Annotated in this window: 22 protein-coding genes; 10 read left to right on the top strand and 12 right to left on the bottom strand. The window is 66.0% G+C overall.

The window, feature by feature from the left end; genetic code table 11:
• Positions 1–53 precede the first annotated feature (53 nt).
• The 3 genes from J2853_RS41970 to J2853_RS41980 all read left to right on the top strand — a co-directional run bounded on the left by J2853_RS41970 (position 54) and on the right by J2853_RS41980 (position 3,088).
• The gene (locus J2853_RS41970) at positions 54–590 is read left to right on the top strand and encodes a helix-turn-helix domain-containing protein (protein ID WP_307567127.1); all 537 of its coding nucleotides are present in this window, start codon (positions 54–56) and stop codon (positions 588–590) included.
• A gap of 614 nt (positions 591–1,204) precedes the next feature.
• Entirely contained in the window at positions 1,205–2,566 is a 1,362-nt protein-coding gene (locus J2853_RS41975) for a sensor histidine kinase (protein ID WP_307567128.1), read from the top strand.
• 63 nt (positions 2,567–2,629) lie between these two features.
• Positions 2,630–3,088, top strand: a complete 459-nt coding sequence (locus J2853_RS41980; protein ID WP_307567130.1) for an ester cyclase — start codon at positions 2,630–2,632, stop codon at positions 3,086–3,088.
• Positions 3,089–3,103: 15 nt separating this feature from the next.
• Here J2853_RS41980 and J2853_RS41985 read toward each other — a convergent pair whose 3' ends face one another.
• Both J2853_RS41985 and J2853_RS41990 read right to left on the bottom strand, forming a co-directional pair.
• Positions 3,104–3,958: a TNT domain-containing protein gene (locus J2853_RS41985; protein ID WP_307567131.1), complete on the bottom strand. Its 855-nt coding sequence runs from the start codon at positions 3,956–3,958 to the stop codon at positions 3,104–3,106.
• A gap of 17 nt (positions 3,959–3,975) precedes the next feature.
• The gene (locus J2853_RS41990; protein WP_307567132.1) at positions 3,976–4,185 is read right to left on the bottom strand and encodes a hypothetical protein; all 210 of its coding nucleotides are present in this window, start codon (positions 4,183–4,185) and stop codon (positions 3,976–3,978) included.
• Positions 4,186–4,637: 452 nt separating this feature from the next.
• Here J2853_RS41990 and J2853_RS41995 point away from each other — a divergent pair, with 452 nt between their 5' ends.
• Positions 4,638–5,471 carry an alpha/beta fold hydrolase gene (locus J2853_RS41995; RefSeq protein WP_307567134.1) on the top strand — a complete coding sequence of 278 codons (834 nt, stop codon included), beginning with the start codon at positions 4,638–4,640 and terminating at the stop codon, positions 5,469–5,471.
• Between the two features lie 82 nt (positions 5,472–5,553).
• Here the strand turns inward: J2853_RS41995 and J2853_RS42000 are convergent, their stop codons facing one another.
• The 6 genes from J2853_RS42000 to J2853_RS42025 form a co-directional block, all read right to left on the bottom strand.
• Entirely contained in the window at positions 5,554–5,940 is a 387-nt protein-coding gene (locus tag J2853_RS42000; protein WP_307567135.1) for a YbaB/EbfC family nucleoid-associated protein, read from the bottom strand.
• A gap of 14 nt (positions 5,941–5,954) precedes the next feature.
• On the bottom strand, positions 5,955–6,905 hold the full coding sequence (locus J2853_RS42005) for a hypothetical protein (protein WP_307567137.1): 951 nt from the start codon (positions 6,903–6,905) through the stop codon (positions 5,955–5,957).
• A gap of 5 nt (positions 6,906–6,910) precedes the next feature.
• Positions 6,911–7,291 (bottom strand): hypothetical protein, encoded by a 381-nt coding sequence (locus J2853_RS42010; protein WP_307567138.1) that lies wholly within the window; start codon positions 7,289–7,291, stop codon positions 6,911–6,913.
• Positions 7,292–7,456: 165 nt separating this feature from the next.
• On the bottom strand, positions 7,457–8,566 hold the full coding sequence (locus tag J2853_RS42015; RefSeq protein WP_307567140.1) for a Gfo/Idh/MocA family protein: 1,110 nt from the start codon (positions 8,564–8,566) through the stop codon (positions 7,457–7,459).
• Positions 8,563–9,258: a ThuA domain-containing protein gene (locus tag J2853_RS42020; protein ID WP_307567142.1), complete on the bottom strand. Its 696-nt coding sequence runs from the start codon at positions 9,256–9,258 to the stop codon at positions 8,563–8,565. Before J2853_RS42020 ends, J2853_RS42015 begins: the two co-directional genes overlap by 4 nt.
• Positions 9,259–9,353: 95 nt before the next feature.
• Positions 9,354–10,193, bottom strand: a complete 840-nt coding sequence (locus J2853_RS42025) for a dienelactone hydrolase family protein (protein WP_307567143.1) — start codon at positions 10,191–10,193, stop codon at positions 9,354–9,356.
• Between the two features lie 98 nt (positions 10,194–10,291).
• Between J2853_RS42025 and J2853_RS42030 the strand changes: the two genes are divergently transcribed.
• From J2853_RS42030 to J2853_RS42050, 5 genes are all read left to right on the top strand, one after another.
• Positions 10,292–11,260, top strand: a complete 969-nt coding sequence (locus J2853_RS42030; protein ID WP_307567145.1) for a GlxA family transcriptional regulator — start codon at positions 10,292–10,294, stop codon at positions 11,258–11,260.
• A gap of 445 nt (positions 11,261–11,705) precedes the next feature.
• Positions 11,706–11,903, top strand: coding sequence for a hypothetical protein (locus J2853_RS42035; RefSeq protein WP_307567146.1), 198 nt, complete (start codon positions 11,706–11,708; stop codon positions 11,901–11,903).
• A 430-nt stretch (positions 11,904–12,333) separates the two neighbouring features.
• Positions 12,334–13,638 carry an AAA family ATPase gene (locus J2853_RS42040; RefSeq protein ID WP_307567147.1) on the top strand — a complete coding sequence of 435 codons (1,305 nt, stop codon included), beginning with the start codon at positions 12,334–12,336 and terminating at the stop codon, positions 13,636–13,638.
• Positions 13,598–14,224 (top strand): RloB family protein, encoded by a 627-nt coding sequence (locus J2853_RS42045; RefSeq protein WP_307567149.1) that lies wholly within the window; start codon positions 13,598–13,600, stop codon positions 14,222–14,224. Before J2853_RS42040 ends, J2853_RS42045 begins: the two co-directional genes overlap by 41 nt.
• 347 nt (positions 14,225–14,571) lie before the next feature.
• Complete coding sequence (locus J2853_RS42050) at positions 14,572–14,784, top strand: DUF397 domain-containing protein (protein ID WP_307567150.1); 213 nt, start codon at positions 14,572–14,574, stop codon at positions 14,782–14,784.
• Positions 14,785–15,071: 287 nt separating this feature from the next.
• On the opposite strand, the gene J2853_RS42055 is transcribed toward J2853_RS42050, so the two are convergent.
• The 4 genes from J2853_RS42055 to J2853_RS42070 all read right to left on the bottom strand — a co-directional run bounded on the left by J2853_RS42055 (position 15,072) and on the right by J2853_RS42070 (position 22,385).
• Positions 15,072–16,904, bottom strand: coding sequence for a sugar transferase (locus J2853_RS42055; RefSeq protein ID WP_307567152.1), 1,833 nt, complete (start codon positions 16,902–16,904; stop codon positions 15,072–15,074).
• 281 nt (positions 16,905–17,185) lie between these two features.
• Positions 17,186–18,499 (bottom strand): maltokinase N-terminal cap-like domain-containing protein, encoded by a 1,314-nt coding sequence (locus tag J2853_RS42060; RefSeq protein WP_307567153.1) that lies wholly within the window; start codon positions 18,497–18,499, stop codon positions 17,186–17,188.
• A 4-nt stretch (positions 18,500–18,503) separates the two neighbouring features.
• Entirely contained in the window at positions 18,504–20,207 is a 1,704-nt protein-coding gene (treS, locus tag J2853_RS42065) for a maltose alpha-D-glucosyltransferase (protein WP_307567155.1), read from the bottom strand.
• A 45-nt stretch (positions 20,208–20,252) separates the two neighbouring features.
• Positions 20,253–22,385, bottom strand: a complete 2,133-nt coding sequence (locus tag J2853_RS42070; RefSeq protein WP_307567156.1) for an alpha-1,4-glucan--maltose-1-phosphate maltosyltransferase — start codon at positions 22,383–22,385, stop codon at positions 20,253–20,255.
• 350 nt (positions 22,386–22,735) lie between these two features.
• On the opposite strand from J2853_RS42070, the gene glgP reads away from it, so the two are divergent.
• Complete coding sequence (gene glgP / locus J2853_RS42075; RefSeq protein WP_307567158.1) at positions 22,736–25,315, top strand: alpha-glucan family phosphorylase; 2,580 nt, start codon at positions 22,736–22,738, stop codon at positions 25,313–25,315.
• Positions 25,316–25,398: the final 83 nt, after the last annotated feature.

Raw genomic sequence — 25,398 nt, forward strand, 5'->3', positions numbered from 1 at the left:
TTTCAACCAGGTCAATCATCTTCAATGTGGCTGACGGCGACTAGGATCGTCTGGTGACTGGAGCCAGGATTCGGGAAATCCGTACGCAGCGAGGATTGACCGTCGCGCAACTGGCGGAGGCGGCCGGCGTGTCCACCGGGCTGATCAGCCAGGTCGAGCGTGACCGGACCGATCCGAGCCTGGAAACGCTCAGGAAAATCGCGAAAGTGCTCCAGCTGCCGCTGTTCAGCCTGTTCCAGGAGGAGGACGCGAAGACCGTCTCCGTGATCCGCGCGGACAGCCGGATGCTGGTCGCGTCGCCGGTCGGCGGGATCACGTACTCACGGATCTCACCCGGACACGGGCGGCTGGAGATGCTCAAGGGACACCTGCCGCCCGGCGGTTACTCGGCCGCCGAGCCCTGGTCGCACCCTTCGGAGGAGTGCATCCTCGTGATCGAGGGGCAGCTCGTCGTCGAGGTGTCCGGGGTCCGGCACCAGCTCGGCGTGGGCGACAGCTGCTATTTCCACTCCTCGCTGCCGCACCGCTACCTGAACCTCACCGAGGAGCCCGTCGACTTCGTCATCGCCGTCACACCGCCCAGCTACTGATCCGGCCTCCCGGCGCGAGACGAAGGTCAAGGCCCGTGACGAACCGGCCGACACCTGCGTATCCTCTGCTCACTTCCGCGCCCGGTCTCGCGATCCGCCGCCGGAGCGATTGACGCGTCCGCCGATATGGAGACGGTAACGGGGTGAAGCTCCGATTTCCCGGGGGCTGTCACACGGAAGACGGCGAGAAAGACGCCTTCATCGGTTGTGGACGTGTTCCCTGGGGTGAAAGGTATGCCACAGGGCAGGCCGTTGCCGCTGATATCGATGATGTGAATGAGTCGTGAGGTGTGCCGAAAACAAATCATCGGCGATCGGGTGCCACAAGATTTTTGAGTGTGACCGCGCCGTGCGCCCAGGTCGTCCATGTCGCGGCGCCTACGGGAAAGCGCTGTTCTGTCATCGGTAATGGACCGGCCTGCTTTTGGTGCGAGTGTGGCTCTCTATTTGCATGCCCACTCATCCGGCGACTACCTTTAATGATGGTCTGACCTGGACTTTTGCCAAGAGGGGAGGAAACCACCTTGGGAAGCAGACTGAGGACACTTCTGCCCGACTCGCTTCGGGCACGCACGACGCTGGCCGTCGCAGGACTGTCTTTGATCTTTCTTTCCATGATCGGTGCCAGCATCGACTTCCTGGTCCTCGACAGGGTTCAGATCCACGTTTCCCAGGAGGCTCAGCGAGTCGCCACCAACTGGATCGGATCCTTCAAGCCCGGCGTCACTCCACGGCCGACTCCGAAGACGCGCATCAACCTTCTCCAACTCGTCGACTCCCACGGCCGGGTGGTGGTGGCCAGCGCCGCGGCGGCGGGCCGTCCGGCCCTGAGCACGATGAGGCCCCCGGTCGACAATCAGATCCAGGACGGCACGGTGTGCTCCGCGGGGGGCGAATGCGTCATGCTCGTCGCCGTCCGGCCCGCTCCACTGGAGATCCGCGAGCTCTGGGGGGGTGAGCCCCACTTCGTCTACGCCGGAATGGTTCAGCCTTCCCTCCTGGCCACGGACGACCTGGAGATTTTCACCGCCGCCGGGGTCCTGCTGACCGCCGGCCTCATCGCGTGGGGGAACTGGTGGGTGGGAGGCCGTTCCATGCGCCCCGTGGCGGCGATCCGCGAGACCATGGCCGAGATCACGGTGAGCGACCTGAGTCTGCGGGTGCCCCAGCCGCCCGGTCGCAGCGAGTACGCGCTGCTCGCTCGCACCGCCAACCAGACGCTGGCCCGGCTGGAGGAGGCGGTGAAGCAGCAGCGCCGATTCGCCTCCACCACCTCTCACGAACTCAGGACCCCGCTCACCGGCCTGCGCGCCCGGTTGGAGGAGGCGGTGCTCTACCCCCACGACGTCGACCCCCGTGAGACCGTCCGGGAGGCGCTGGCGATCACCGATCGGCTGGAGACGATCGTCGACGACCTGCTGGTGCTGGCCCGCCTTCGCGCGGGCGGTCCCGTGGCGCATGAGCCGATCGACCTCGGCATCCTGGTCAAGGAGGAAGCGGCGGCCGGGATGGGGGGCGTGCCGGTGCACGTTCGCATCGGCCGCGATGTGAACGTGCAGGGCAACCGGATCCAGCTGATCCGGGTCGTGGACAACCTCCTGGCCAACGCCCGGCGGCATGCCGAGACCAGAGTCGAGGCCACCGCCGAGCGTGTGGGCGACCACGCCGTCGTCACCGTGACCGACGACGGCGACGGTATCGCCCCACAGGATCGGGAACGGGTCTTCGAACGCTTCGTCCGCCTGGACGACGGAAGGCGCCGCGAACCCGGAGGCAGTGGCCTCGGCCTGGCCATCTCCCGGGACATCGCGCACGCCCACAACGGAACCCTGCTGATCGAGGACTCCCCGCGAGGCGCGCGATTTGTGCTCCGGCTGCCGCTGATGGACGGGACCGGGAGCTCGCCGGTCCATGAGATCCGTTTAGGTGTGCTTCATTTCGCCGGTGAGGGCCAGGCATCCGCGTGGCGGACCTGACCGAGACCCGGTCCGTTCAGGGTGGTGGGACGGCGGCCGCCGGGCCGGCGGCGTCAGGGGAGCATGCTGGAGCAGGACCAATTTGGGGGCCTCGTGGTGTTTGATGATCAAGAAGTCGCGGACGGGCTGATAGCCGCGTTCAACGCGCATGACAGTGAGGCGGCGACGAGGTTCTTCGGCCCGCGCGCCAGTTACGTGTGTCCGGGTGGCGTCGCCGAGGGGCGTGAGGAGATCGCGTCCTACTTCGACCTTTACTTCGAGGGGCTTCCGGATATCAGGGTGGTGCCCCACGACAAGGTCGCGTGTGGAGACCTCGTGGTGTGCGAGTGGATAATCACCGGCACCCATACCGGACCGTTCCTGTTGCCCAGCGGGGGGATCATCCAGGCGACCGGGCGGCGCATCGCTGTTCGCGGCTGCGATGTCCGGACCATGGACAACGGGGCGATTGCCAGCCAACGCGTCTATTACGACCAGTTGGAGATGCTCAACCAGTTCAACATCCTCTGCATGCCCGAATGACTCGCGCGCTCCCGCTCAGTTCGTCGGCGTCAGGTATCCGTTGGCGATCAGCCATTCCACGGAGACCTCGGGAGAGGTTTGGGGCGCGGCGGGGATGTATTTGCTGACCAGGTGGTACTGCCGTCCCTCGCCTTCCTGCTGGAACGCCGCGACGGCGGGACCGCCGTCCACTGTGAACTCCTTTATCACCTTGTACGTGTGATAGCTGCACAGGTATTTCGGAGCCAGGTAGAAGGTGTTGAGATTGTTCGGCGGCAGGGCGCGCCCGACGTAGGACGAGCCTAGCGGTGAGACGAAGGCGCCTTTCTCACCGCCGAAACGGTCGAGGGGCGTGCCGACCGGCAGCCGCACGGGCCTGACCAACGGCCTGCCGTTGGAGTAGCCGCCGGAGTGGGCGAAACCGTAGTCCGGCGGGTAGCGCCACATGTTGGTGGTCTCATCCCAGTAGCGGTCGATGAAGTCCTGCGGCGCGACGCCGTTCAGCGGCTTGTAACCGCGCAGGATCTTGCCGAGCTGCCCCTCCTCGGGGAGATACCTCGGCCCGAGGTTCGGGTCGTCGTCCAGGTAGGGAGGCCCGCAGACCACCTTGACGGGTTTGTCGTCATCCTTCGCGACCGGCGCGGACATCGGCCGCGCGATCGTTCCCGGCGCGGACGGCGGCGGTGTGGTCGTGTCCGGTGGCGCGATCGTGTCCGTACACGTGACGGCCGTCCCCAGGGCCTCCCCGACGGGAACGGATCGGCAGTGTGCCCCGGGTGGGCCGAAGGCCGGATGGGAAGCGGTGCCGGCCTGGGCCGGGACGCCGCCGAAGGCGGCGGTGGCGATGCCGATGGCGACGGCCAGCGGTGCGTGTCGTCGAAAATGCCGCACGGATCCTCCTGATGAACTCATGCATGGCTGAATCGGGTATATAGCTGCAATTCACGAACCAGCAGAGACTGCGCCGTGGACGAATGTGTTTTTCCGCCCACCGCCTTTGCCTCGGAGCCCTTTCCTTCGAAGCCGGAGGGGTATTCGCCCACCATCGGTCGCACTGAATGAAAGGGGCGATCCGTGAGTACCCGGCCGTTCATCTGCGGCACCATGGGCAAGTTCATCGAATGACAAAAACGAAAAGACAAAAGGCGCAACAGAGCACATTATTAATTGCATGGATAAATCAGGTCGACTATGCCTCGTCGCCTGTTCGCAGCATTTATCCCATCGATGAGGCGTGAGGTCCGCCGGGCGGCCGGAGATCGTGTGGGGTGGGGGCGGCAAGGACGCCGGGAGGCGTCACGGGGATGAACCCGCGCTCGTCAAGGACGACGTCTTGGCACGGAGGGCCACTGCCGTGCAGGCGCGTCTCGATCGATCGGCTGACCACACACGACGTCCCGGCGCGGGGGCCGCTGAGAGCCGCCTCGCACGGTCGGGATTCCCGGACTCCGGCCGGAAAATCGGGTAGGAAGTGGGTCGTGACGTGGGCGCCGGGACCGGCCCGCCGATGTGTGTCAGCCCCCGATCAAGGAGACATCATGATCGACATTTTTGCGTCCGGAGCCGCGTGATGCGTATCGACGTCAACGGCATCGCGCTGGAGGTGCAGGTCAGCGGGGAGGGACCGGCCGTCCTGCTGGTGCACGGCTACCCCGACACCCACGCGTGCTGGCGGCACCAGGTGGCCGCGCTGAACGCGGCCGGATACCGGACGATCGCCCCTGACCTGCGTGGCTTCGGCGCGTCGGACAAGCCGGATGGGCTGGAGGGCTACGAGCTCGCCGCGTACGCCGGAGACCTGATCGGCATCCTCGACCGGCTCGACGTCGACCGGGCACACCTCGTCGGGCACGACTGGGGTTCCGCCCTCGCCCAGCGGGTCGCCATCACGACGCCCGGCAGGGTCACCGGCCTGGCGTGCCTGTCGGTCGGCCACGCCGCCGCGATGCTGTCGGCCGGTTGGGAGCAGCGGGAGAAGTCCTGGTACATGATGTTGTTCCAGTTCCCCGGCGTCGCCGAGCGCTGGCTGAGCGAGCACGACTTCGCGAACATGAGGGAGATGCTGGCCGAGCACCCCGGCCGGGACGAGGTCATCGAGCGCATGCGCGACCCCCGGGCGCTCAGCGCGGCTCTGGCGATCTACCGCAGGGGAGTGCCGCCCGAGTGGCTCCTCGCCGACCCCGCCGATCTCCCACCCATCCCGGTTCCGACCATGGGTGTGTGGAGCAGCGGCGACCGGTTCCTCACCGAGCAGTCGATGGCCGGCACCGGAAAGCACGTCGCCTCCACCTGGCGCTACGAGCGGCTCGACGGGGCCGGCCACTGGATGCAGCTGGAGGCGCCCGGCGAGGTCAACGACCTGCTGCTGGACTTCCTCGCCTCCGCCGGCGCCCAGGCGGGATGAGCCGTGGGCCGATCGGGATGATCGGTCCGGCCTCCCAGGCCCCGATCACCCCGGTGGGGAACGTGGCGGCCGGCTCGTGCCGCTAGCCCAGGTCCCGGAGCCGTCGCGCGACCTTCTCCTCCTGCTCATTCATCGACCGGTCGAAGGACTCCCGCATCTCCCGCAGCCCGTTCCAGAACCGCGTGTGATCGGGGAGCTCCTCCGGCGCCGATGAGCCGAGCGTGCCTCCGACCAGTTCTCGCGTCTTGCGCTCACCGGCCGCCTGCGCCCGCTGTACGGCCGCGCAGAGCTCCTTCGCCAGCTCCTCGCTGTCCATGCGCATGACGCGCGGGTTCAGCGTGAGCTTCAGGAGCCGCCCGGCCGAGTCGGTGACGGCCCGGATCATCTCGCCGGCGGCATGGCCCTCACCGGTGAGATCGCTCAGGCCGTCCTCCATGAGACGCAGGGTGGCGTCGTCCGGGTACCCCACGGCGTACTCCTTCGCTATCTGAATTTCCATCCGGGCGGGAAGATGGCCGCGCGCAGCCCGTGCCCGGTGATCTTGGACGCCCACTCCTCGTCCGTGGTCATGACCTGCCCGTCGTCGTCCAGCAGGCTGTAGGTGGGGGTGTAGGCGCCGGCCGAGCCGACGAGGCGTGCGCCCAGTTCGATACCGCGAGTGGTCGGCGCCCCGCGCAGGGGCAGCTTGGCCGCGTCATAACCGAGGACGTACGCGCCGTTCGCACCGACGATCTTGCCGAACTCGGCGGCGTTCTCCTTGAGCGAGCCGATCGGCTGACCGTGTGCGAGCTGGGTGGTCTTGGTCAGCGCCATCGACCCGGTGGCGTAGGCCGCGCCGTCCATGACCATGTAGAGGAGCGTCGTCATGGCGTACTTCGGGATGGTCATCTCCATGATCTTCGCCGCGTTCAGGGCGAAGGCGGACTTGAGGCCCTTCGCGACTTTGACCAAGGCGGCGATCCGCGCGACGGCGACCCCGTAGAGGGCGGTGGTCATCGGCTGGAACGCCACGAGCCACACGATCTGCAGGATCAGGTCCTCGCACTGGGCGAGGCTCTTGTTGACCTCCTCGATCTGCTCCGCGTACGCCTCGCAGCCGATGGCCACGACGCGGCAGTCCTTGGCGAGCTGCGGCGCGTAGCCGGACAGGATGCCCTGGTAGAGCCTCTGGAACGCATCGACGGCCGGGCCTTCGTTCTTCGGGTTGTTCCACACCGCGGAGGCCAGGTCGTCGCCCCGATCCGCGATGCCGTTCGGGGCGTTCTTCCCGGTTCCGCCGTCGATGTCGTCGGCGAGCCGGTAGAAGACCTTCGCGATCTCCCGCAGTTTGTCCGGTGGGATCTCGGGAGCCGTCACCCCGGCGTAGACCTTCAGCGCCACCATGGATCCGGCCCCGGTGAGGCCGAGGAGGGCGAGACCCTTCGTCGGAAGCATCGGCATTACGAATCGGCCCGCTTCACCGGACCGCCGACGGTGTAGTCCGGAAGCTTCTCCAGGTCCTTGACCACGCCCCAGTCGATCGTCGTGAGATTGTGGCTCATCGCGAGGAGCCCTTCTCCGACGTCGCCGTAGGCGCCGGCGAGATCGTCCGTCAGTTCCAGCATCTGGTCGCGTTTGGGGGCGAACCACTGGAGGAATCCCTGGTCCACCTCCTCGTCGCTCGGGAGATCGCCGATGGAGGTCAGGGCGTTCGTCGCATGCTTGACCACGTCGTGGAGATCGGAGCTGAGCGTGCCGAAACCGGATGTCGCCAGAAGCCTCAACTGCTCATGGTCGAGTGCCGTCGATGGCAGACCCTTCGGGGGAGGGGGCTCGGCCAACTGCGGAACTCCTCATCATGAACAGATCACGAAGTTTTGTGGGACGCATCGTAACGAGAGTGTCGTGTGTTCATGTTCCAGGAATGACAAATCGTGATTAATGCGACATTAACTCGCCGGCCGGTGCTCGGAGAACGGGAAACGGGATCCGCGACACCGCGTCGTTCAGCCGAGCGGCACCGGTGCGGGGCGTTGGCAGGTGCTCTCGATCGGGACGGAGCGGCCGGTCCGGGTCGAGAGCAGCAGCGACTCCATGACGTCCAGAACGTGGAAGGCCAGTGAGCCGCCGGCACGGGGCTCCCGGCCCTCGGGCGTTCCGGCCATGTCGGCCAGTCCGAAGCCGCGTGAGGAGTTCCGGTAGCCGGCCGACTCGGGCAGCGTCTCCCAGCCGGTGCCGTCCAGGCGGAAGAGTTTCACCTCACCGCTGAAACGGTTCGGGTCGGGGACGATGAGCGAGCCCCGCTCGCCGTGGACCTCGATGTTCGCCGACACGGTGGCGACCGCGTCGAAGCTCATCACCATCGTCGACAGCGCCCCGGACGCGTGGACCAGCACCCCCGTGACGTGTGTGTCCGTCGTGACCGGGATGAGCTCACCCTGGCGCGGCCCGGAGCCGATCACCCGCGAGTCGCGGGGACGGCCGGCCGCGCCGATCACCGAGACCACCGGTCCCAGCAGCGTGACCAGGGAGGTGACGTAGTAAGGGCCCATGTCCAGGAGCGGTCCCCCGCCGGGGACGTAGTAGAAGTCGGGGTTGGGGTGCCACCGCTCGTGACCGGGAGTCATCATGGTGGCCGTCGCCGAGACGGGCCGTCCGATCAGACCGTCGTCGATGGTCCGCCGCGCCGTCTGGATCCCGGTGCCGAGCACGGTGTCCGGGGCGCACCCGACCCGGACGCCGCGTTCGGCGGCGGCCGCCAGGACGGCCCCGGCCTCGTCGGTCGTCGCGGCCAGGGGTTTCTCCAGGTAGACGTCCTTGCCGGCGGCGATGGCCTGCAGCGCCACCTCGGCGTGGACCGCCGGCAACGTGAGGTTCAGCACGATGTCGACCGCCTCGTCGGCCAGCAGGGCGGGGACCGGCAGGGCGCGGACACCCTCGTGGGCGTCGGCCACGGCCTGGGCCCGCGCCGGATCGAGGTCGGCGACGGCGACCAGCCTCACGCCCTCCAGCGCGCGCAGCGTCGTGACGTACTGGCCGGAGATCGCACCGCAGCCCACGATGCCGACTCCGACGGGGGCGTTCGCGGGCCGGTCCGTTCCGGCGGGGACGCTCATCGGCCGGCCCACAGCAGGCCGCGCTCGACGATGGTCCGGACGCTGGGATCCTCCAGCACCTCCACCCGGTGTCCGGGGGTGCACACGAAGACCCTCCCCTCACCCCAGGACCGGGTCCAGATCGCCGGTGACGTGACAGGGCGATGCCACGGATCTCCGTCGCGGACCGCCTGGGTGGTGGTGGCGAGCACGTCGCAGTAGTCGTCGGCCAGCACCCAGTACTGCTCGGTCACCAGGTCGAAGTCCTCGATGCCCCGGGTGATCGGGTGATCGGCCGCGCCGGGCAGTATGTTCACCCGGTGGGGCACGTAGTTGTCGCTCTGCTCACCGGTCTGTTCGGCCTCGGGTTTTCCGGGGTGACAGGCGAACTGGCCGCCGACCAGATGCAGGTAGTCGGAACTGCCGCGGAAGGCGTCGACGATCCCCCCGTGCCAGCCGGCGAGACCCGCGCCCGCCTCGACGGCGGATCGAAGTCCCTTGAGCGCGTCCGGTTCGATCGAACCCATCGTGAAGCACTGCACGACGAGGTCGACGTCGCCCATGACGGAGGCGTCGGCGTAGATCTGTGGTGAGCCCTCGACGCGGACGGAGTAGCCGTTCTTCTCAAGGAACGGGATGAACAGGCCGGTCGCCTCGACGGGCTGGTGACCCTCCCAGCCGCCCCGAACGATGAGCGCCCTCTTTGACGGCATAACGCTGCACCCCAGTGAATCGCCCTGACTTCGATGGATTCCTGATGATATTTAAGGAGCATGAGATCCGCAGTAGTGGCCGCGGGACAGATCTCTCACCGGTCGGGGAGTTCGGCGAACGGGCTCAAGCGGTCGGTCAGGAAGGCGAGGATCTCGTCCCTGGCCTTCAGCGTGGGATGTCCGTCCTCGTCGACGAGGTGGGCGGTGACAACGCTGTGGGGGGACTCGACCACGTCGGCGAAGAACGGGGGCGGGCTGGTGTTCGCGGAACCGCCCGGAAGAACGCGGCCGTCGAAGGCGTCGCCGAGGAGTGCCTGGTAGGCGGCGAAGCGCTGGCCGGTGCACCAACGGTCGTTGTCGAAGCGGTAGGCGAGAACCTTCAGTCCGTCGCGCGTGATGCGGTCTCGGATCGCGTGCGCGTCCGCGTCGCTGATCTCGAGTCCGGCGGGGTCGTCCAGCGGCAGCGACGGGTGGTTGACCACCGGCGCGATGACAGCTGGTTCAAGCGCCATGGTGAGAGCGAAGTTGCCGGTGAAGCACAGTCCTATCGCGCCGACTCCCGGACCTCCGCATTCGGCATGGGCTTGGCGCGCGAGCCCACGTAGCCACGCCGCGACGGGGCTGGTCCCGCCCCCGGCGAACGCACGGAACTCGGCACTGACACACGCGCGGCGCATGACCTCCCTGCCACCCTCGACCGTGGGATAGGCACCGTCGATCCCGAAGAGCGAGGGGACATAAACGGTGAGACCCGCATCTCGCACCCACCGTGCTAGTCGAAGGACGTCAGGACTGATGCCGGGCATCTCCGGCATCAACACGACGGCCGGCCCGGAACCCGCGACGTACACCGTCTTCACCACCCCCTCCACGTCCACGAGTCGGCGGGAGAAGTCCGTGATCACGTCGTCAAGTCGTCCACTGGCAGCGCTCATACTGACAGGGTGGACCGATGCCCCCGCACAAGGTAAGAGGCCAGATCGTCATGTATGCGGGTAATCTCGCCAAAAGGCATGATTGAGAGAAGGTGAGCGTGAGCGCACTGCGGGTCGGTGTCCTGGCCTATCCGGGCTGCTTCGCGTCCGAGGTGTTCGGCATCCCCGATCTCTTGACGATGGCCACGCACGTTGCCGGACCGGACGGCTCCGGATACGAGGTGTCGATCGTTTCGCCCCGTCGTCGTGTAGCCGCATCGGGTGGTGCGGCACTGGCCGTCACTCCGCTGCGCGAGGTCGACGTCCTTGTCGTGCCAGGGTTCGAGCTCCTGCCGGGCCTGGACGTGGACGCCAAGCTCGCACCCCTCGCCCCTGAAATCGCGGCGATCCGCTCACACGCAGCCGCAGGCAACGTCGTCGTCTCGATCTGTGTCGGTGCGTTCCTGCTCGCCGAGGCTGGACTCCTCAACCGACGCCGGGCTACGACCGCATGGCTCCTCGCGGACGAACTGGCTCGACGTTATCCGGACGCTGACGTCCGACCCGAACATCTGGTCGTCACCGACACGGGGGTGACGACGACGGCGGCCTTCAGTGCCATGTACGACTTCGCGCTGGAACTGATCCGCCAGCACAGCGGTGCCGGCGTGGCACGGACAACCGCGCGGGTGGCGCTCATCGACGATGCGCGATCGTCCCAGACTCCATACGTTGACGGGCGGCTTCTTCCGCAGCCCGGAAACGAGTTCTCCCACAAGGTCATGCGACGGCTCGACCAGAACCTTGCCGCCCGATACGACCTCGCCGCGTTGTCCGACACGTTCAAGGTCAGCGCTCGGACGCTGCTGCGGCGCTTCGCAGACGAGACCGGCGAGAGCCCGCTCGCCTACCTGCAGTCGTCACGCGTCCGTCGCGCCCGCCATCTCCTTGAGACCACGAACCGAACCGTCGCCGGCATCTCCGCCGCAGTCGGGTACAGGGACCCCAGCACGTTCGCTGCCCTCTTCGCCAAGCACACCGGACGACGCCCGAGGGACTACCGCGCGGCCTTCCGTCGTGTTGACTGATTGTGTGACCCCGGAGTCCTTGCTGCCCGGTTTGACCATCATCGGGATCGCCAGTGGCGCCACCTTCGCACCACTGCGGCAGGCGACCACGGACGGCGTCGGCCCCCGACTAGCCAGGGCGGCCTCCGGCGTCTCCCCCATCACGGCTTGCTCATCCGAGAAGGTTTCATAAACGGCGATCGTGTTCCGTAGTGAGACGTTGTTTTCGGGCACGGCTTTTGAGAATGATCGACCTGAGGCGTCGCGGAAGCGACAAGATCGGCTGCTCGCGTCTCGATAACGTTGGCACCCTCAAAGGATCAATGCACCACCCGTAGGTGATCATGTTGCCGTGGAGGTGTGTGTGCGTGACTACGGGTTTTCACCCGCCCAGTAAGAGGAGATCTGGCGGCGCTGGCGCGATGGGGAGTCCTTCAACTCGATGGGCCGGGCGCTGGGTGCCCCGATGCATCACGTGCGGCGCTTTCTCTACCAGAGCGGCGGCGTGCGCCAGGTGCCGCAACGACGGTCGGTACGCCATCTGACAGCGGATCTACGCGCCTTCAGCCAAGATGACCTGGACGCCATCGCTGCCGAGCTCAACAACCGCCCCCGCAAGATCCACGGCTACCGCACTCCGGCGAGATCTACGCTGAGATCCTGAACAGCGGTGATGCATTGACCCTTTGAGCACGCCCTTTCCAAGATAGTCATGTGGGAACGTCATGGGGAAGATCTCGCGAGATCCCGCATCCACCGGACTCCGCGGAGCGGAAGCCTGTTTGATAAGTCCGCTGCCGCCCAACCAGCGTTTGAATCTCCATTGTGTTGCTTGGGTGTCAAATTAACTTAGTCTTTGTCATGCTATACGACTAAAAATCACGTTTGGGTGGTTTGTGGGAGTTGATGCCTCTTTTTAATTAAATGTGTAAAAAGGTGAGATGTTTGCTGTTAATTCACCTCCAGTGGATGTCGACTTGTTGATCTCTCCGGACAACCGGATGGTCGGTCCCGTACAGTTGCTCACGCTCATTCGTGCGGTTCTTCCGCAGGGCTGGGGGTAGATCCCCTGTAGAAAGGAGGTCAGCACGCTAATGTTGCTAAGTTTCCGTACGGCCAACCACCGATCGCTCCGTGATGAGCAGCAGTTGTTGCTGACTCTCAACTACAGTTCCGACAGTCCGGCCGACGTTGACTGGGACTGCGTCCCCGTAGTCGGGCTTTTCGGCGCCAACGCCTCCGGCAAGTCCAACGTCATCGATGCGCTGATCTACATGCGAAACCTGGTGTTGGGATCACTCAGGGAGAGCGAGCCGGGCACCGGTATCCAGCGATCTCCCTTCGCGCTGGATCCCGCCATGCGGGAAGAACCGTCCACCTACGTGGTCGATCTCCTCATTGAAAAAATTCGGTACACATACGGATTTTCGGTCGACGACACGCGGGTGACCGAGGAGTGGATGTACAGCTATCCGCGGGGGCGGAAGCGCAAAATTTTTCATCGAGATTTGGACACCTACGAGCCTGCAGAGCATTCTCCGGAGTCCATGAAGCAGGTGCAGGAGATCACAGAGTCGAATGTGCTCTTCCTGTCTGTCGCGGCGAGATCGAAACAAGATCTGGTCAGGCCGGTTTACGACTGGTTTGATGGTGTTTTGGACCGAAATCCCCTGATGATGCGCCTCCCTCGGAGCACTGAGTCCCTCAATCGTTTCGGCTATCTCGATCGGCTGACGTCTTTGTTGCGGGCTGCGGACACCGGAATCGAATCGGCTGAGATCGTCGATGAGACGGACGCGGAGTTCGCCGAGCGAACCGCTCGTCGGGGAGGAATCGCTCGTCAGGGAGGGACCGAAGGGTATCCACTGCGACGGCGCAAGGACGTGTTCTTCCAACACAGAGGAGAAAACGGTACGTTCCCCTTGGGATTGAGAGACCAGTCCTTCGGAACGAGGGCCCTCTATGAAATGGGGCTCCCGGTCTTCAGGTCGCTCGATCGAGGAACCCTTCTCATTGTGGATGAACTCGACGCAAGTCTGCATCCGTATCTTTCGGCTCAACTGGTCAAGCTCTTCAGGGAACCGTCGACCAACCCCCTGGGGGCCCAGCTCATCTTCACCAGCCACGACGCCACACTGCTCGGCCGGATCCAGGGCGAGGAAGTGCTTCATCGAGACCACGTCTGGTTCACGGAGAAGGACGAATGCGGTGCGACGGAGCTGTTCTCGCTCTCTGAGTTCAAGCCGCGCCGGGATGAGAACCGAGAACGCAGATATATGACCGGCCGCTATGGCGCCGTCCCCATCGTCAATGACGAGGTTTTCGCTACTGCGCTCTCAAGGCGCGGAGAGGCAGGCGATGTCCCCCCGGACACCCAGGTCTACGAAGATCAGCACTGAAACCCGCCTGGGCCGTAGTAGAAACGGAACAAGAGAAGAACGCTCTACCTTCCTGGTCCTGTGTGAAGGGAAAACCGAGAAAGATTACTTCGCGGGTATGCGCTCCCGGCGCGGCCCTCAAATCGAGGTAGACGTCCCCAAGGGGGATCATCTCGCTAAGGTACGTGAAGCGGTCGATCGTGTGTCGAGTGATTACGATGCCGTCTGGTGCATCCTGGACACAGAACTGGATGAGGAGCTCACCGCTGAGATGACGCGCGAGGCAGGGCAGAGCTCAGTCAAACTGGGCCTTTCCACACCGTGCTTTGAGCTCTGGCTGATCCTTCACCACGTCGACTGTACGAGGCCGTTCCAGTCGGCCGATGCCGCCAAGAAAAAACTGAAAAAGATCATCCCCTCCTGGAGTGAGAAAAACACCCGGTTCGCCGACTTCGCAGACGGGGTCGACACCGCATGTGACAGAGCCCGAAGGCTCGATCCTGACGGCAAAGAGCAGCTGAAGAACCCCTCGTCCAACGTCTGGCAGCTGATGGCAGCTCTCCAAGCCGATTCGAAACAGGCCGACCCCAACCCTTCGTGCGACTGAGGACAGGCAGACTCCTGCCATGACGGCGGGCCTGTCGGCACGCGGGCGCTCACCGGGCGCGCTTCCCAGCAGGCTGCGCGCAGGTTGTCCGGCTGCTGCGGGACCTCCGGAGCCTCGGGCATGGTCTCTCCTTGGTGTGGTGGTGGAGTGTGTTCGGCCTCGCGGATCAGGTCGCGCAGCTCGTCGGCAGTGCGTGCCTGCACGATGTATATCCAATCTGCGATCCATGGAAATGTGTCGAATCGTCCGGAAGATGTGGAAGCCATCCATGGCAGATACGACACTCTGCGAGCCGAGGCGCAACCTCGGCATGTGTCCATCGAGTTGATCAGAGAGGCGGAGAAACTGTGGATCTGAGCGATGAGTTGAAGACCGCGGCCTGGCGCAAGGCCACCAAAAGTGGGTCTGACCAGGGAAACTGTCTGGAAGTCGCCCCGTTGTCGGGCGGGCGGGTCGGCCTGCGTGACATCGAGGCTCCCGAACGGGCACCCTTCGTGGTGAGTGCCGGTGTCTGGGACGCCGTCGTCGACGGCGCCAAGAAGGGCGAGTTCGACTTCTGACTCCGATTCCGGAAACGAGAGAAGCCCCCAGCCACGTGACTGGGAGCTTCTGGCAGCACTCCCGCCGGCCTGCTCCGGAGTCCATGAAGCAGGTGCAGGAGATCACAGATTCGAATGCGCTGCCCCTGTCTGTCGCGGCGAGATCGAAACAGGATCCGGTCAGGCCGGTTTATGGCTGGTTTGATGGTTTCCTGGATCGAAATCCCCTGATGATGCGCCTCCCTCGTAGCGCTGAGTCCCTTATGAACAACGGGATCCATTTTTGCTGGGCACGCGAAAGATATAGGTTAGGAAATTCGACTTATGTAAGTGGAAATGAACTCCCAAAGGATACTCCGGTCCGAACGCAGGCTCGCGGTTTTGTCATGCCAGATGCCCGTGTGGCCTCGTTGAATGTCGAACGCATCTGTCTTCGGCTTGAGCCCGAGTTCGACGATCTTGTTGGGGAACGGGCCGAACAGTCCGGGCTTTCCAGCCAGATCCGCTTCGTTCCAACGCGGACCGAGAGTGGGGCCGAGGGCCGCTATTGTCTCCTGTCTGGTGGCGCCCAAGAGCGGTCGGTCATTTATGACCGACATGTCACTTTTATGGAGGACGTTGTAAGCCAGTTGGACAAACTCATCGAGACTGGTCCTCGCCCAAACTTCGCCGACCTTTGTACGCCGTGAATCCGATGCGCCGAGGCTGCTGTCCTTACCATCGGTTGCACTCATCGAACGGCCCTTGGCGATGTTGAACTCGCGGCCGAACTGGCCAACCCGTTTCTGCAAGAAGAAGGGATTCTTTCTGTCCTCGGCGAACTTCGCGAGCGCGAAGGCCGAGACCGCAGGAGCGGTGATCGTGAGAATCCCCAAGGCCCACTTGACGTCATGCCACCGCTTGGCCGGACTCTGCTTCCAGGCTCTGCCCTGCAGGCTCGCATAGCTTGGGGCAGGCCAGGCTCGGGAGCTGAGTGCCGCACCGGTGCTGAGAACGGCCATGCCGAATCCCATCTCGGCGGCGTGCTTCCAATTCCAGCCGGCACCGCTGGCCCATCCCGCGGTCGCCAGCACGGTTGTGCTCACCGCCCCGCCGACCAGGACCCGGGAGAATGCCCGCTCCCACGTAGCCGACTCCATGGCCTCGGCCAGGCCGGTGAGCGCGGGCCCGCCTCGGCGCAGGAGCGCGGGCAGCGCGACGTGCGCACCGGCCATCAACCCGCCGGCGAGCGCTCCGTGATATACATCCCGAACCAGCTTCGCCGCATCGATGTCGCCGGTGGTGAATAACTGATTGATCGCGCTCAGTCCGCCGGAGAACATCGCGCCCAGCGCGGCCTGCCGGATGACCAGCAAGGTGATCCGCAGTGCCAGGCCCTCCAGTCGGAGAAGCTTTCTCACCGCAACGTCGAGGAGCAGGCCGAGCTGGGGGGCCAGGAGCTTTGATAGGAGCATCAGTGCCAGTACGAACACCGCGGATGCCACGAATTGCCGTCTGGCCTTGACGATCGCGTCATAGGCGATCTGGCCGCAGTAGGCGAGATGCTCGCACTGCCGCCGCAGGTCCGCCAACTGCCCGCCCTCGCCGTGCACCACCCGAGCGGCCCGTTCGAACGCGGCCACGGCCGTGGCCGGCCCGAACCCGGCCCCGGCCACACGCCCGGCCTGCCCGGCGATCTGCTCCTGAACATCGCTGATCACGTATCCCAGCGCCGTCGCGGCATTGCGCAGCCGCGTCACACCGTCGAGATCGGCATCCGGCCACGCGGCGCCGAATCCCACAGACTCGAGGAACCAGATCGCCTGGCTCACGAAGTCAGGTGGTGGCGTGGTCGTCGGCAGGCCGCTCGGGCCCAGCTTAGGCTTGTACTCTTCCGGCTCCCTCAGCCATTCCGGGTACGGCCGCGCGTATGGAATCCCGGTGTTCGCCGCCTCGGCTGTGGCATACCTGTCCCCGGTGACGACCATCCCGGCAGCCATCCCGCGTAGCAGGTTCACCGCCATGACCAGGTCTTTCAGAAGGTCGTCACGGATCCGGGCGAACCCCGGAACACCTGTCTCGGGATGGCCCTCGAGCAACGCCCGGCCCAGATCGTCCTGACCGAAGGGCCGCTCATCCATCGCCCAGCAGAACGCGTCCACACCCTGGGCCAGATCGTCAGCGGCCTCCCGGACGCCTTTCCCCGAGTTGGTCCAGGTCTCCGGGTTGAATCGCAGTGTCCCTGCAGGGGACAGATCGTTGGTGACGACAGCTCCTCAACCCCATGATTCACGGCAAAGCTCGCGTAACTCTAATGGATCAGCTGGTCCGGCGGAATCTGGGGCATGTGCGCCGTGAGGTACTGATCGATCGAGTGGAGGCGTGGAACCCCGCTTCGGCCGGACATCAAAGAAGAACCATGACCGCGTCTTCGCCTTCCGCTCTAGCGGTCCGGCTGGAAGGCGGCCATCGGGATCGGGAGCCAGGTGGGGCGGTTGCGGGCCTCGTAGATCACTTCGTAGGCGGCCTTCGCCAGCTCCAGGGCGCGCAGCAGTACGGCGTCCTCGGGGCGCAGGTGCCCGCCTCCGGCGGAGTAGCCGGCCAGGAACGACGCGCGGTTGAGCTCGGCCCACTCCACGGCCCGGGGCCGTAACCCGTCGGCGTCGGGGTGGTCGGCCAGCAGGTGAAGGGCGGCGTAGTCGAACGAGCGGAGCATGCCGGCCACGTCTCTCAGCGGGGAGGCGAGGGCCCGGCGCTCGGCGATGGGCTGTCCGGGCTCGCCCTCGAAGTCGAGGATGACCCAGTCGGAGGTGGTGCGCATCACCTGACCGAGGTGGTAGTCGCCGTGGACGCGCTGGACGGGCATCTCCCGGGCCGCGTCCGTGACCCGCTGGTAGGCCTCCTCGGCGACCTGGGCGTACGCGCCGAGCGCCGGGACCTCGGCGACCGCGAGGGCCAGGCGGCGGCGGTGATCCTCGATCATCCGCTTGACCTCCTGCGCCTCGATCACCTCGGTGGGGAACGCGGCGGCCAGCTCGTGGTGGACCCGGGCGGTGGCCATGCCGAGGCGGCAGGCCTCGGCGCTGAAGTCGCCGCCCGCCTCGGCGGCCGAGGGGTTGAGCGAGGCGTAGAGGTCGCGGACGCTGGCCAGGGCCAGGGCCCAGCCGTCGTTGGCGTTGGACAGGAACTCCTGGGTCATCGCCAGTGTGGTCGGCTCGCCGTCGAGGTCGGTCTCGATCCAGCCGTACGGCTGCGCGATGTGCGTGCTGTGGCGGCGCGCCAGGGCGGTGACGATCTCCAGCTCGGGGTTGACGCCAGGGGTCAGGCGGCGAAACAGCTTGCAGATGTAGGTGCCGCCGTACACCAGGGAGGTGTTCGACTGCTCGGCGCCCAGCACCAGGCTGCGGAGCGAGGTGTCGATCTCCGTTCCCTCCAGGTGGCGGAAGCGGAGCGGTCCGAGGTCGCGGCCTGAGGCCATCGCCTGGAGCAGGGTGCCGGTGAGTTCGGCGTCGTAGGCGGCGTCGTAGTAGCCGTCGCCGATGTGGGCGGGCTTGAAGCGGGCGGACTCCTCCGCCCCGCTGCCGAGCAGGAGCTGGTAGCGGTCGTCCGCCCCGGCCTGGCGCACGGAGATGATCAGGTGGCGCAGGCCGGGGGAGAGTTCGACGTCCGATTCGACGGTGAGATCGTCTATCGGCCGCCCCTTACCGGCGAACCATCGTTGATGGGTGATCCAGCCGGTAAGGAGCTCCGTCAACACGGCTTTACGCCTCCTGGGATACGGGTGGCAGGGTGAACCAATAGAACCCATGCCCAGGAAGCGTCAAAAGATACGGAAGCTCGCCAATCGCTGGAAAAGGAACTCCGCCCATGGTCTCGACGGGGACCGATCCCTCGAACCGGCGAAGGTCGAGCTCCACCGGTTGCGGGAACCGGGAGAGGTTGTTGACGCAGAGAACCCTGTCGTCGCCGTACTCCCGCACGTAGGCGAGGACGCTCGGGTTGGAGGAGTTCAGCTCGGTGAAGGCGCCGAGACCGAAGACCGGATGGCGCTTGCGGATGTCGATCATGCGTTTGGTCCAGTGCAGGAGCGAGCCGGAGCTCTTCTGCTGCGCCTCGACGTTGATCGCCTGATAGCCGTAGATCGGGTCCATGATGACCGGGAGATACAGGCGCCCGGGGTCGCAGTCGGAGAATCCGGCATTGCGGTCGGGGCTCCACTGCATCGGGGTCCTGACGCCGTCGCGGTCGCCCAGCCAGATGTTGTCGCCCATCCCGATCTCATCCCCGTAATAGAGCACGGGAGAGCCGGGCAGGGAGAGCAGCAACGCCGTGAACAGCTCGATCTGGTTGCGGTCGTTCTCCAGCAACGGGGCCAGCCGCCGCCTGATACCGACGTTGGCACGCATCCGGGGGTCCTTCGCGTACTCCGAATACATGTAGTCGCGCTCGTCGTCGGTCACCATCTCAAGCGTGAGCTCGTCGTGGTTGCGCAGGAAGATGCCCCACTGGCAGTGCTCGGGGATCTTCGGCGTCTGGGCCATGATCTCCGAGATCGGGTACCGGGACTCCCGCCTGACCGCCATGAAGATGCGCGGCATCAGCGGGAAGTGGAACGCCATGTGGCACTCGTCGCCGCCGGTCGCCGGGTCGCCGAAGTACTCGACCACGTCCGCCGGCCACTGGTTGGCCTCGGCCAGCAGCACCCGGTCGGGGTAGAGCCGGTCGATCTCGGACCTGACCCGCTTCAGATACTGGTGGGTCTTGGGAAGGTTCTCGCAGTTCGTGCCGTCCTGCTCGAACAGGTAGGGGATGGCGTCCATCCGGAACCCGTCGATGCCGAGGTCCAGCCAGAACCGCAGCACCTCCAGCATCGCGTCCTGCACGTCCGGGTTCTCGTAGTTGAGGTCCGGCTGATGGGAGAAGAACCTGTGCCAGTAGTACTGGCCCCGGACCGGGTCGTGGGACCAGTTGGACGTCTCGGTGTCGACGAAGATGACCCGGGCGTCCTTGTAGAGCTCGTCGTCGTCGTGCCAGACGTAGAAGTCGCCGAACGGGCCCTCGGGATCGTGGCGGGAGGCCTGGAACCAGGGATGCTGGTCGCTGGTGTGGTTCATCACCAGGTCGGCGATGACCCGCATGCCTCGCTTGTGGGCCTCGTCCACCAATTTCACGAAGTCTCCGAGATCACCGAAGTCCGGGAGGATTTTCATGAAATCCGCGATGTCGTAACCGCCGTCGCGAAGCGGTGACTCGTAAAGGGGCAGCAGCCAGAGGCAGTCCACACCGAGCCACTGGAGGTAGTCCAGTTTCTGGATGAGACCGCGAATGTCTCCGGTGCCGTCCCCGTTGGAGTCGGAGAACCCTCGGATGAGCACCTCGTAGAAGACGGCACGCTTGAACCAGTAGGGGTCGCGTGGCTTTTCCTCGTCGAAGGTGTTCGGGATTGGCTCAGGTAGCTGACTCACCAGTGGACTCCCCGTTGTTCTGCCGGTATGGCGCACCCGGCCGGCTCACCGCTGGTTCGCCGCCGCGGAACGCAAAGTGAAGACGTGCGCTGGGTGGATGTGGGGATCGAGGCGCACGTAGTTGTTCTCCCGCCAGCGATACGACTCGCCCGACAGTTCGTCGTCCACGACGAACTCGGCATGCCAGTCGAGACCGAGGGCGGGCATGTCCAGCGACACCGTCGCCTCATGGGTGTTGTGCGGATCAAGATTCACAACCGCGAGGACCACATCGCCCACACCGTGCCGTCGTGTGGCCGTGTCGTAGGCGCCGGGCAGCCGCTTGGAAAAGCAGACCACATCCGGATGGTCGACGCTGTGGAATCGTAGGTTACGCAATTCCTGGAGTGCCGGGTGCGCTCTTCGAAACAAATTGAGTTGGGTGATGAATGGGGCGAGGCTGCGGCCTTCCCGCTCCGCCCCTATCCAATCGCGTGGTTTGTACTGATATTTCTCGCTATCTAGGTATTCTTCGCTACCCGGTCGAATCGGCGTATTCTCCGCAAGTTCGTATCCGGCGTAGACGCCCCAGGTCGGCATTGTCAGAGCTGCGAGGATAGCTCTGATATGAAATGCCGGGACACCACCATGCTGTAGATATTCATGAAGAATGTCCGGAGTGTTAACGAAGACATTCGGCCGCAGGAAGTGCGACGTCTTGTGCGAGAGCTCGCTCAGGTAGTCCTCGACGTCGCCGCGGGAGTTCTTCCACGTGAAGTAGGTGTAGGACTGGTGGAAGCCGACCTTGGCCAGCGCCTGCATCATCGCCGGCCGGGTGAACGCCTCCGCCAGGAACAGCACGTCCGGGTCGGTGGAGTTGACGTCGGCCAGCAGCCGCTCCCAGAACGCCACGGGCTTGGTGTGCGGGTTGTCCACCCGGAAGATCCGCACGCCGTGGTCCATCCAGAGCCGCACCACCCGCCTGATCTCGTGGTAGATGCCCTCCGGGTCCTTGTCGAAGTTCAGGGGGTAGATGTCCTGATACTTCTTCGGCGGGTTCTCCGCGTACGCGATCGAGCCGTCGGCGCGGATGTTGAACCACTCCGGATGATCCTTGACCCACGGATGGTCGGGCGCGCACTGCAGGGCGAGGTCGATGGCGATCTCCATGCCGAGCTCGCGCGTCTTGGCCACGAAGGCGTCGAAGTCGTCGAAGGTGCCGAGGTCGGGGTGGATGGCGTCGTGCCCGCCCTCCTCGGAGCCGATCGCCCAGGGCGAGCCCGGATCGTACGGCTCGGGCGTCAGGGTGTTGTTGCGGCCCTTGCGGAAGCTGTGCCCGATGGGGTGGATCGGCGGCAGGTAGACGACGTCGAAGCCCATCTTCGCGACGGCGGGCAGCCGCTTCGCAGCAGTCGCGAAATTTCCGGACTTGGGGGCGGTGTCCCGCTCGACGATCGCGCCCTCGGACCGCGGGAAGAACTCGTACCAGGATCCGAACAGCGCCCTGCGCCGGTCCACCCTGATCGTGCGCTTGGCCGACCTGGTCACCAGTTCCCTGAGCGGGTGGGCGCGCAGCAGGCCCATTGTCTCGGGAAGCTGGGCCATCGCGAAGCGGGCGCGCGGGTCGATGCTCGTGTCGCGGAGCCTGGACGCCACCGTCTGGAGCGCGGCCCGGTGCCCGCACACATGCTCCTGGGTGACCTTCTGCCGCTTGACCTGGGCGGCGGGCGTCCTGCCGTTCGCGGCCTTGCCGCCCGTGCCCTTGCCGCTCACGGTCTTGGTGTCGGAGGGTTTGCAGTCGGCGGGCCGTACGGCCCGCGCCGCACGTTCGAAGAGCCGGGCGCCCTCCTCGCACATCAGATCGGCGTCCATGCCGCGTGGGATCTTGATGCCCGCGTCGTGGAGCCAGGTGGCCATGGGATCGCCCCACGCCTCCACGCGGAAGTGCCACTCGCCCTCTGTGGGCAACGTCACCTCCACGCCCCAGCGATCCGTGCCCGGCGACAGCTCTCTCATGGGCAGCAGGGGGCCGCGCACGCCATCGGGGCCGGTGAGTGCGACTCCGGCGGCGACGGCGTCGTGTCCCTCGCGGAACACGATCGCGGAGATCTCGAAGGTCTCACCCGCGGCGGCCTTGGCGGGGCGGCGCCCGCTGTCGACCGTGGGGTGAATGTCTTGGATTGGGATTCGTCCGATCATCGCGTCTCAAGGTAGCGGCGGCACGCCCGGTGCCGCCGAAAAAAGTCGGCAAGGAAAGATCTTCGTTTTTCAAACATTCCCGTGACCGGCCTTGGGGGCGAGGCGCGGCCCCGCCTCCCCGTGGATGACCGACTCTCGGGGCAGAGCTTCTAAACTCATAGGTCGTTGCCCCAATAGTCCATCTTCATGCGCGTCCGTGGAAGAGTGCGGGATCTCTTACTCTTCGGCGAGTTGAGCTCACACCCATCAACCCGGCTTTGTTGTGTTTGGGGCTGATTGATAGCGGTGAGAGGGAGACGCGTGAGCATTCTGGCCGCCCTCGTGGCGCTGAGTAACTAAGGTCTGGCACCGTGAGAGCAATCCGTAGGTTCACCGTTCGTACCGTCCTGCCTCCTGAGTTGGCCCCCCTCAGTGAGCTTGTGCTTAATCTGCGCTGGTCGTGGCATCCCGAGACATTGGATCTGTTCGCCGAGGTGGACCCGGCCGTCTGGGAGAGGGTAGGCCAGGATCCGGTCGCCCTGCTCGGCGCCGTGGAGGCCGGTCGCCTGCGCGAGCTGGCCGCCGATCGCCGTTTCCTCAGACGGCTCGCCGACGCAGCCGACGATCTCCGTGAATACATGACCGCGCCCAGGTGGTACCAGACCATCTCGGACGCGCCCAAAGGCATCGCCTACTTCTCGCCCGAGTACGGCATCGCCTCCGCCCTCCCACAGTATTCGGGCGGCCTGGGCATCCTCGCCGGCGACCACCTCAAGGCGGCCAGCGACCTCGGCGTGCCGATCCTGGCGGTCGGCCTGCTGTACCGGCACGGTTACTTCACCCAGTCTCTCTCGCCCGAGGGCTGGCAGCTGGAGCACTATCCCTCGCTCGACCCCGGTGGCCTGCCGCTGACCCTCCTGAAGGGCGAGGACGGCGAGCCGGTGCGGGTCACGATCAGTCTGCCCGAGCAGCGCGCGCTGCACGCCCAGGTCTGGGTGGCCCAGGTCGGCCGGGTCCCGCTGCTGCTGCTCGACTCCGACGTGTCCGAGAACGACGTCGCGGCCCGCGACGTCACCGACCGTCTGTACGGCGGCGGCACCGATCACCGCCTGATGCAGGAACTGCTGCTCGGCGTCGGAGGCGTCCGCGCCATCCGGGCCTACTGCGAGGCCAGCGGGCACGCGGCCCCCGAGGTGTTCCACACCAACGAGGGGCACGCGGGTTTCCTCGGCCTGGAGCGCATCCGTGAGCTCACCGAGGCCCGGCTCTCCTTCGACGAGGCCCTGGAGGCGGTCCGCGCCGGGACCGTCTTCACCACCCACACCCCCGTCCCCGCCGGAATCGACCGCTTCCCCGCCGAGATGATCGGCCGTCAGTTCGGCGGCGACAACGCGTGGCCCACGGTCCCCGTGGACCGCATCCTGGCGCTCGGCGCCGAGGACGAGCCGGGCAAGTTCAACATGGCCGCGATGGGCATGCGGCTGGCCCAGCGGGTCAACGGGGTCTCCGAGCTGCACGGCGCGGTGAGCCGGGAGATGTTCCAGGGCCTGTGGCCGGGATTCGACCTCGACGAGATCCCGATCGGATCCATCACCAACGGCGTGCACGCGCCCACCTGGGTCGGCCGCGAGATCATGGAGCTGGCGGGAAGAGAGCTGCCCACGCTGGTCGAGCGGGCCCAGGGCTGGGAGAGCGTCAACAAGATCTCCGACGCCGATGTCTGGAGCATCCGCGGACGGCTGCGCAAGAGGCTGGTCGAGGCGGCCCGCCTGCGGCTCCGCCAGTCGTGGATCAACAGGGGGGCCTCGCCCGCCGAACTCGGCTGGATCGACGACGCGCTCGACCCCGACGTGCTGACCATCGGATTCGCCCGCCGGGTGCCCTCCTACAAGAGGCTCACCCTGATGCTGGCCCACCCCGACAGGCTCCGCTCGCTGCTGCTCGACCCCGACAGGCCGATCCAGATCGTGATCGCGGGCAAGGCCCACCCCGCCGACGAGGGCGGCAAGAAGCTCATCCAGCAGATCGTGAAGTTCGCCGACGCCGAGGACGTACGGCACCGCGTCATCTTCCTGCCCGACTACGACATGGCCCTCGGCCAGCTGCTCGTCCAGGGCTGCGACGTGTGGTTGAACAACCCCCTCCGCCCCCTGGAGGCGTGCGGCACGTCCGGCATGAAGGCCGCGCTCAACGGCGGGCTCAACCTGTCGATCCGCGACGGCTGGTGGGACGAGTGGTACGACGGCACCAACGGCTGGTCCATTCCCACCGCCGACGGCGTCACCGACCCCGACCGCCGCGACGAGCTGGAGGCCACCGCCCTCTACGACCTGATCGAGCACGAGGTGGCGGACCGGTTCTACGACCGCACCGACGGCCTGCCCAGGCGCTGGCTGGAGATGGTCCGGCACACCCTGACCACGCTCGGCCCCAAGGTGCTCGCCGGGCGGATGCTCCGCGACTACGTGGTCGACCTCTACGCTCCGGCCGCCAGGTCGGCGCGCGTCCTGTCGGGCGACGCCTACGAGCAGGCCAAGGGCTTCGCCGCGTGGAAGCTCCGGGTCGGCCGGGCATGGCCCGGGGTCCGGGTCGAGCACGTGGAGGCCTCGGGCCTGGGAGACACCCCCGAGCTCGGGGCGTCCCTGGAGCTGAAGGCCATCATCGCCCTCGGCGAGCTGGAGCCCGGCGACGTCCGCGTCCAGGCCGCCTACGGCAGGGTCGGGCTCCACGACGACCTGGTCACCCCCACCTACTCCGATCTGGCCGTGGAGGCGGACAGCGACGACGGCAGGGCGGTCTTCAGCGGCGCCGTCCCCCTGGATCGCACCGGATCGTTCGGCTACACCGTCCGGGTCGTCCCCAACCATCCCCTGGTGGCCTCTCCCTCCGAGCTCGGCCTGATCGCGGTGCCGGAGGAGCCCGCGGGAATGACCAACGGCACCCTGCGCTGACCCGAGGGCTCGTGGAGGTCCGCCGGGACCTCCACGAGCCCCGGCGGACTTTCGCGGACCTCCACGAGGTTCGCGGACCTCGT

It is taken from the genome of Streptosporangium lutulentum (assembly GCF_030811455.1).
Lineage (GTDB): Bacteria > Actinomycetota > Actinomycetes > Streptosporangiales > Streptosporangiaceae > Streptosporangium > Streptosporangium lutulentum.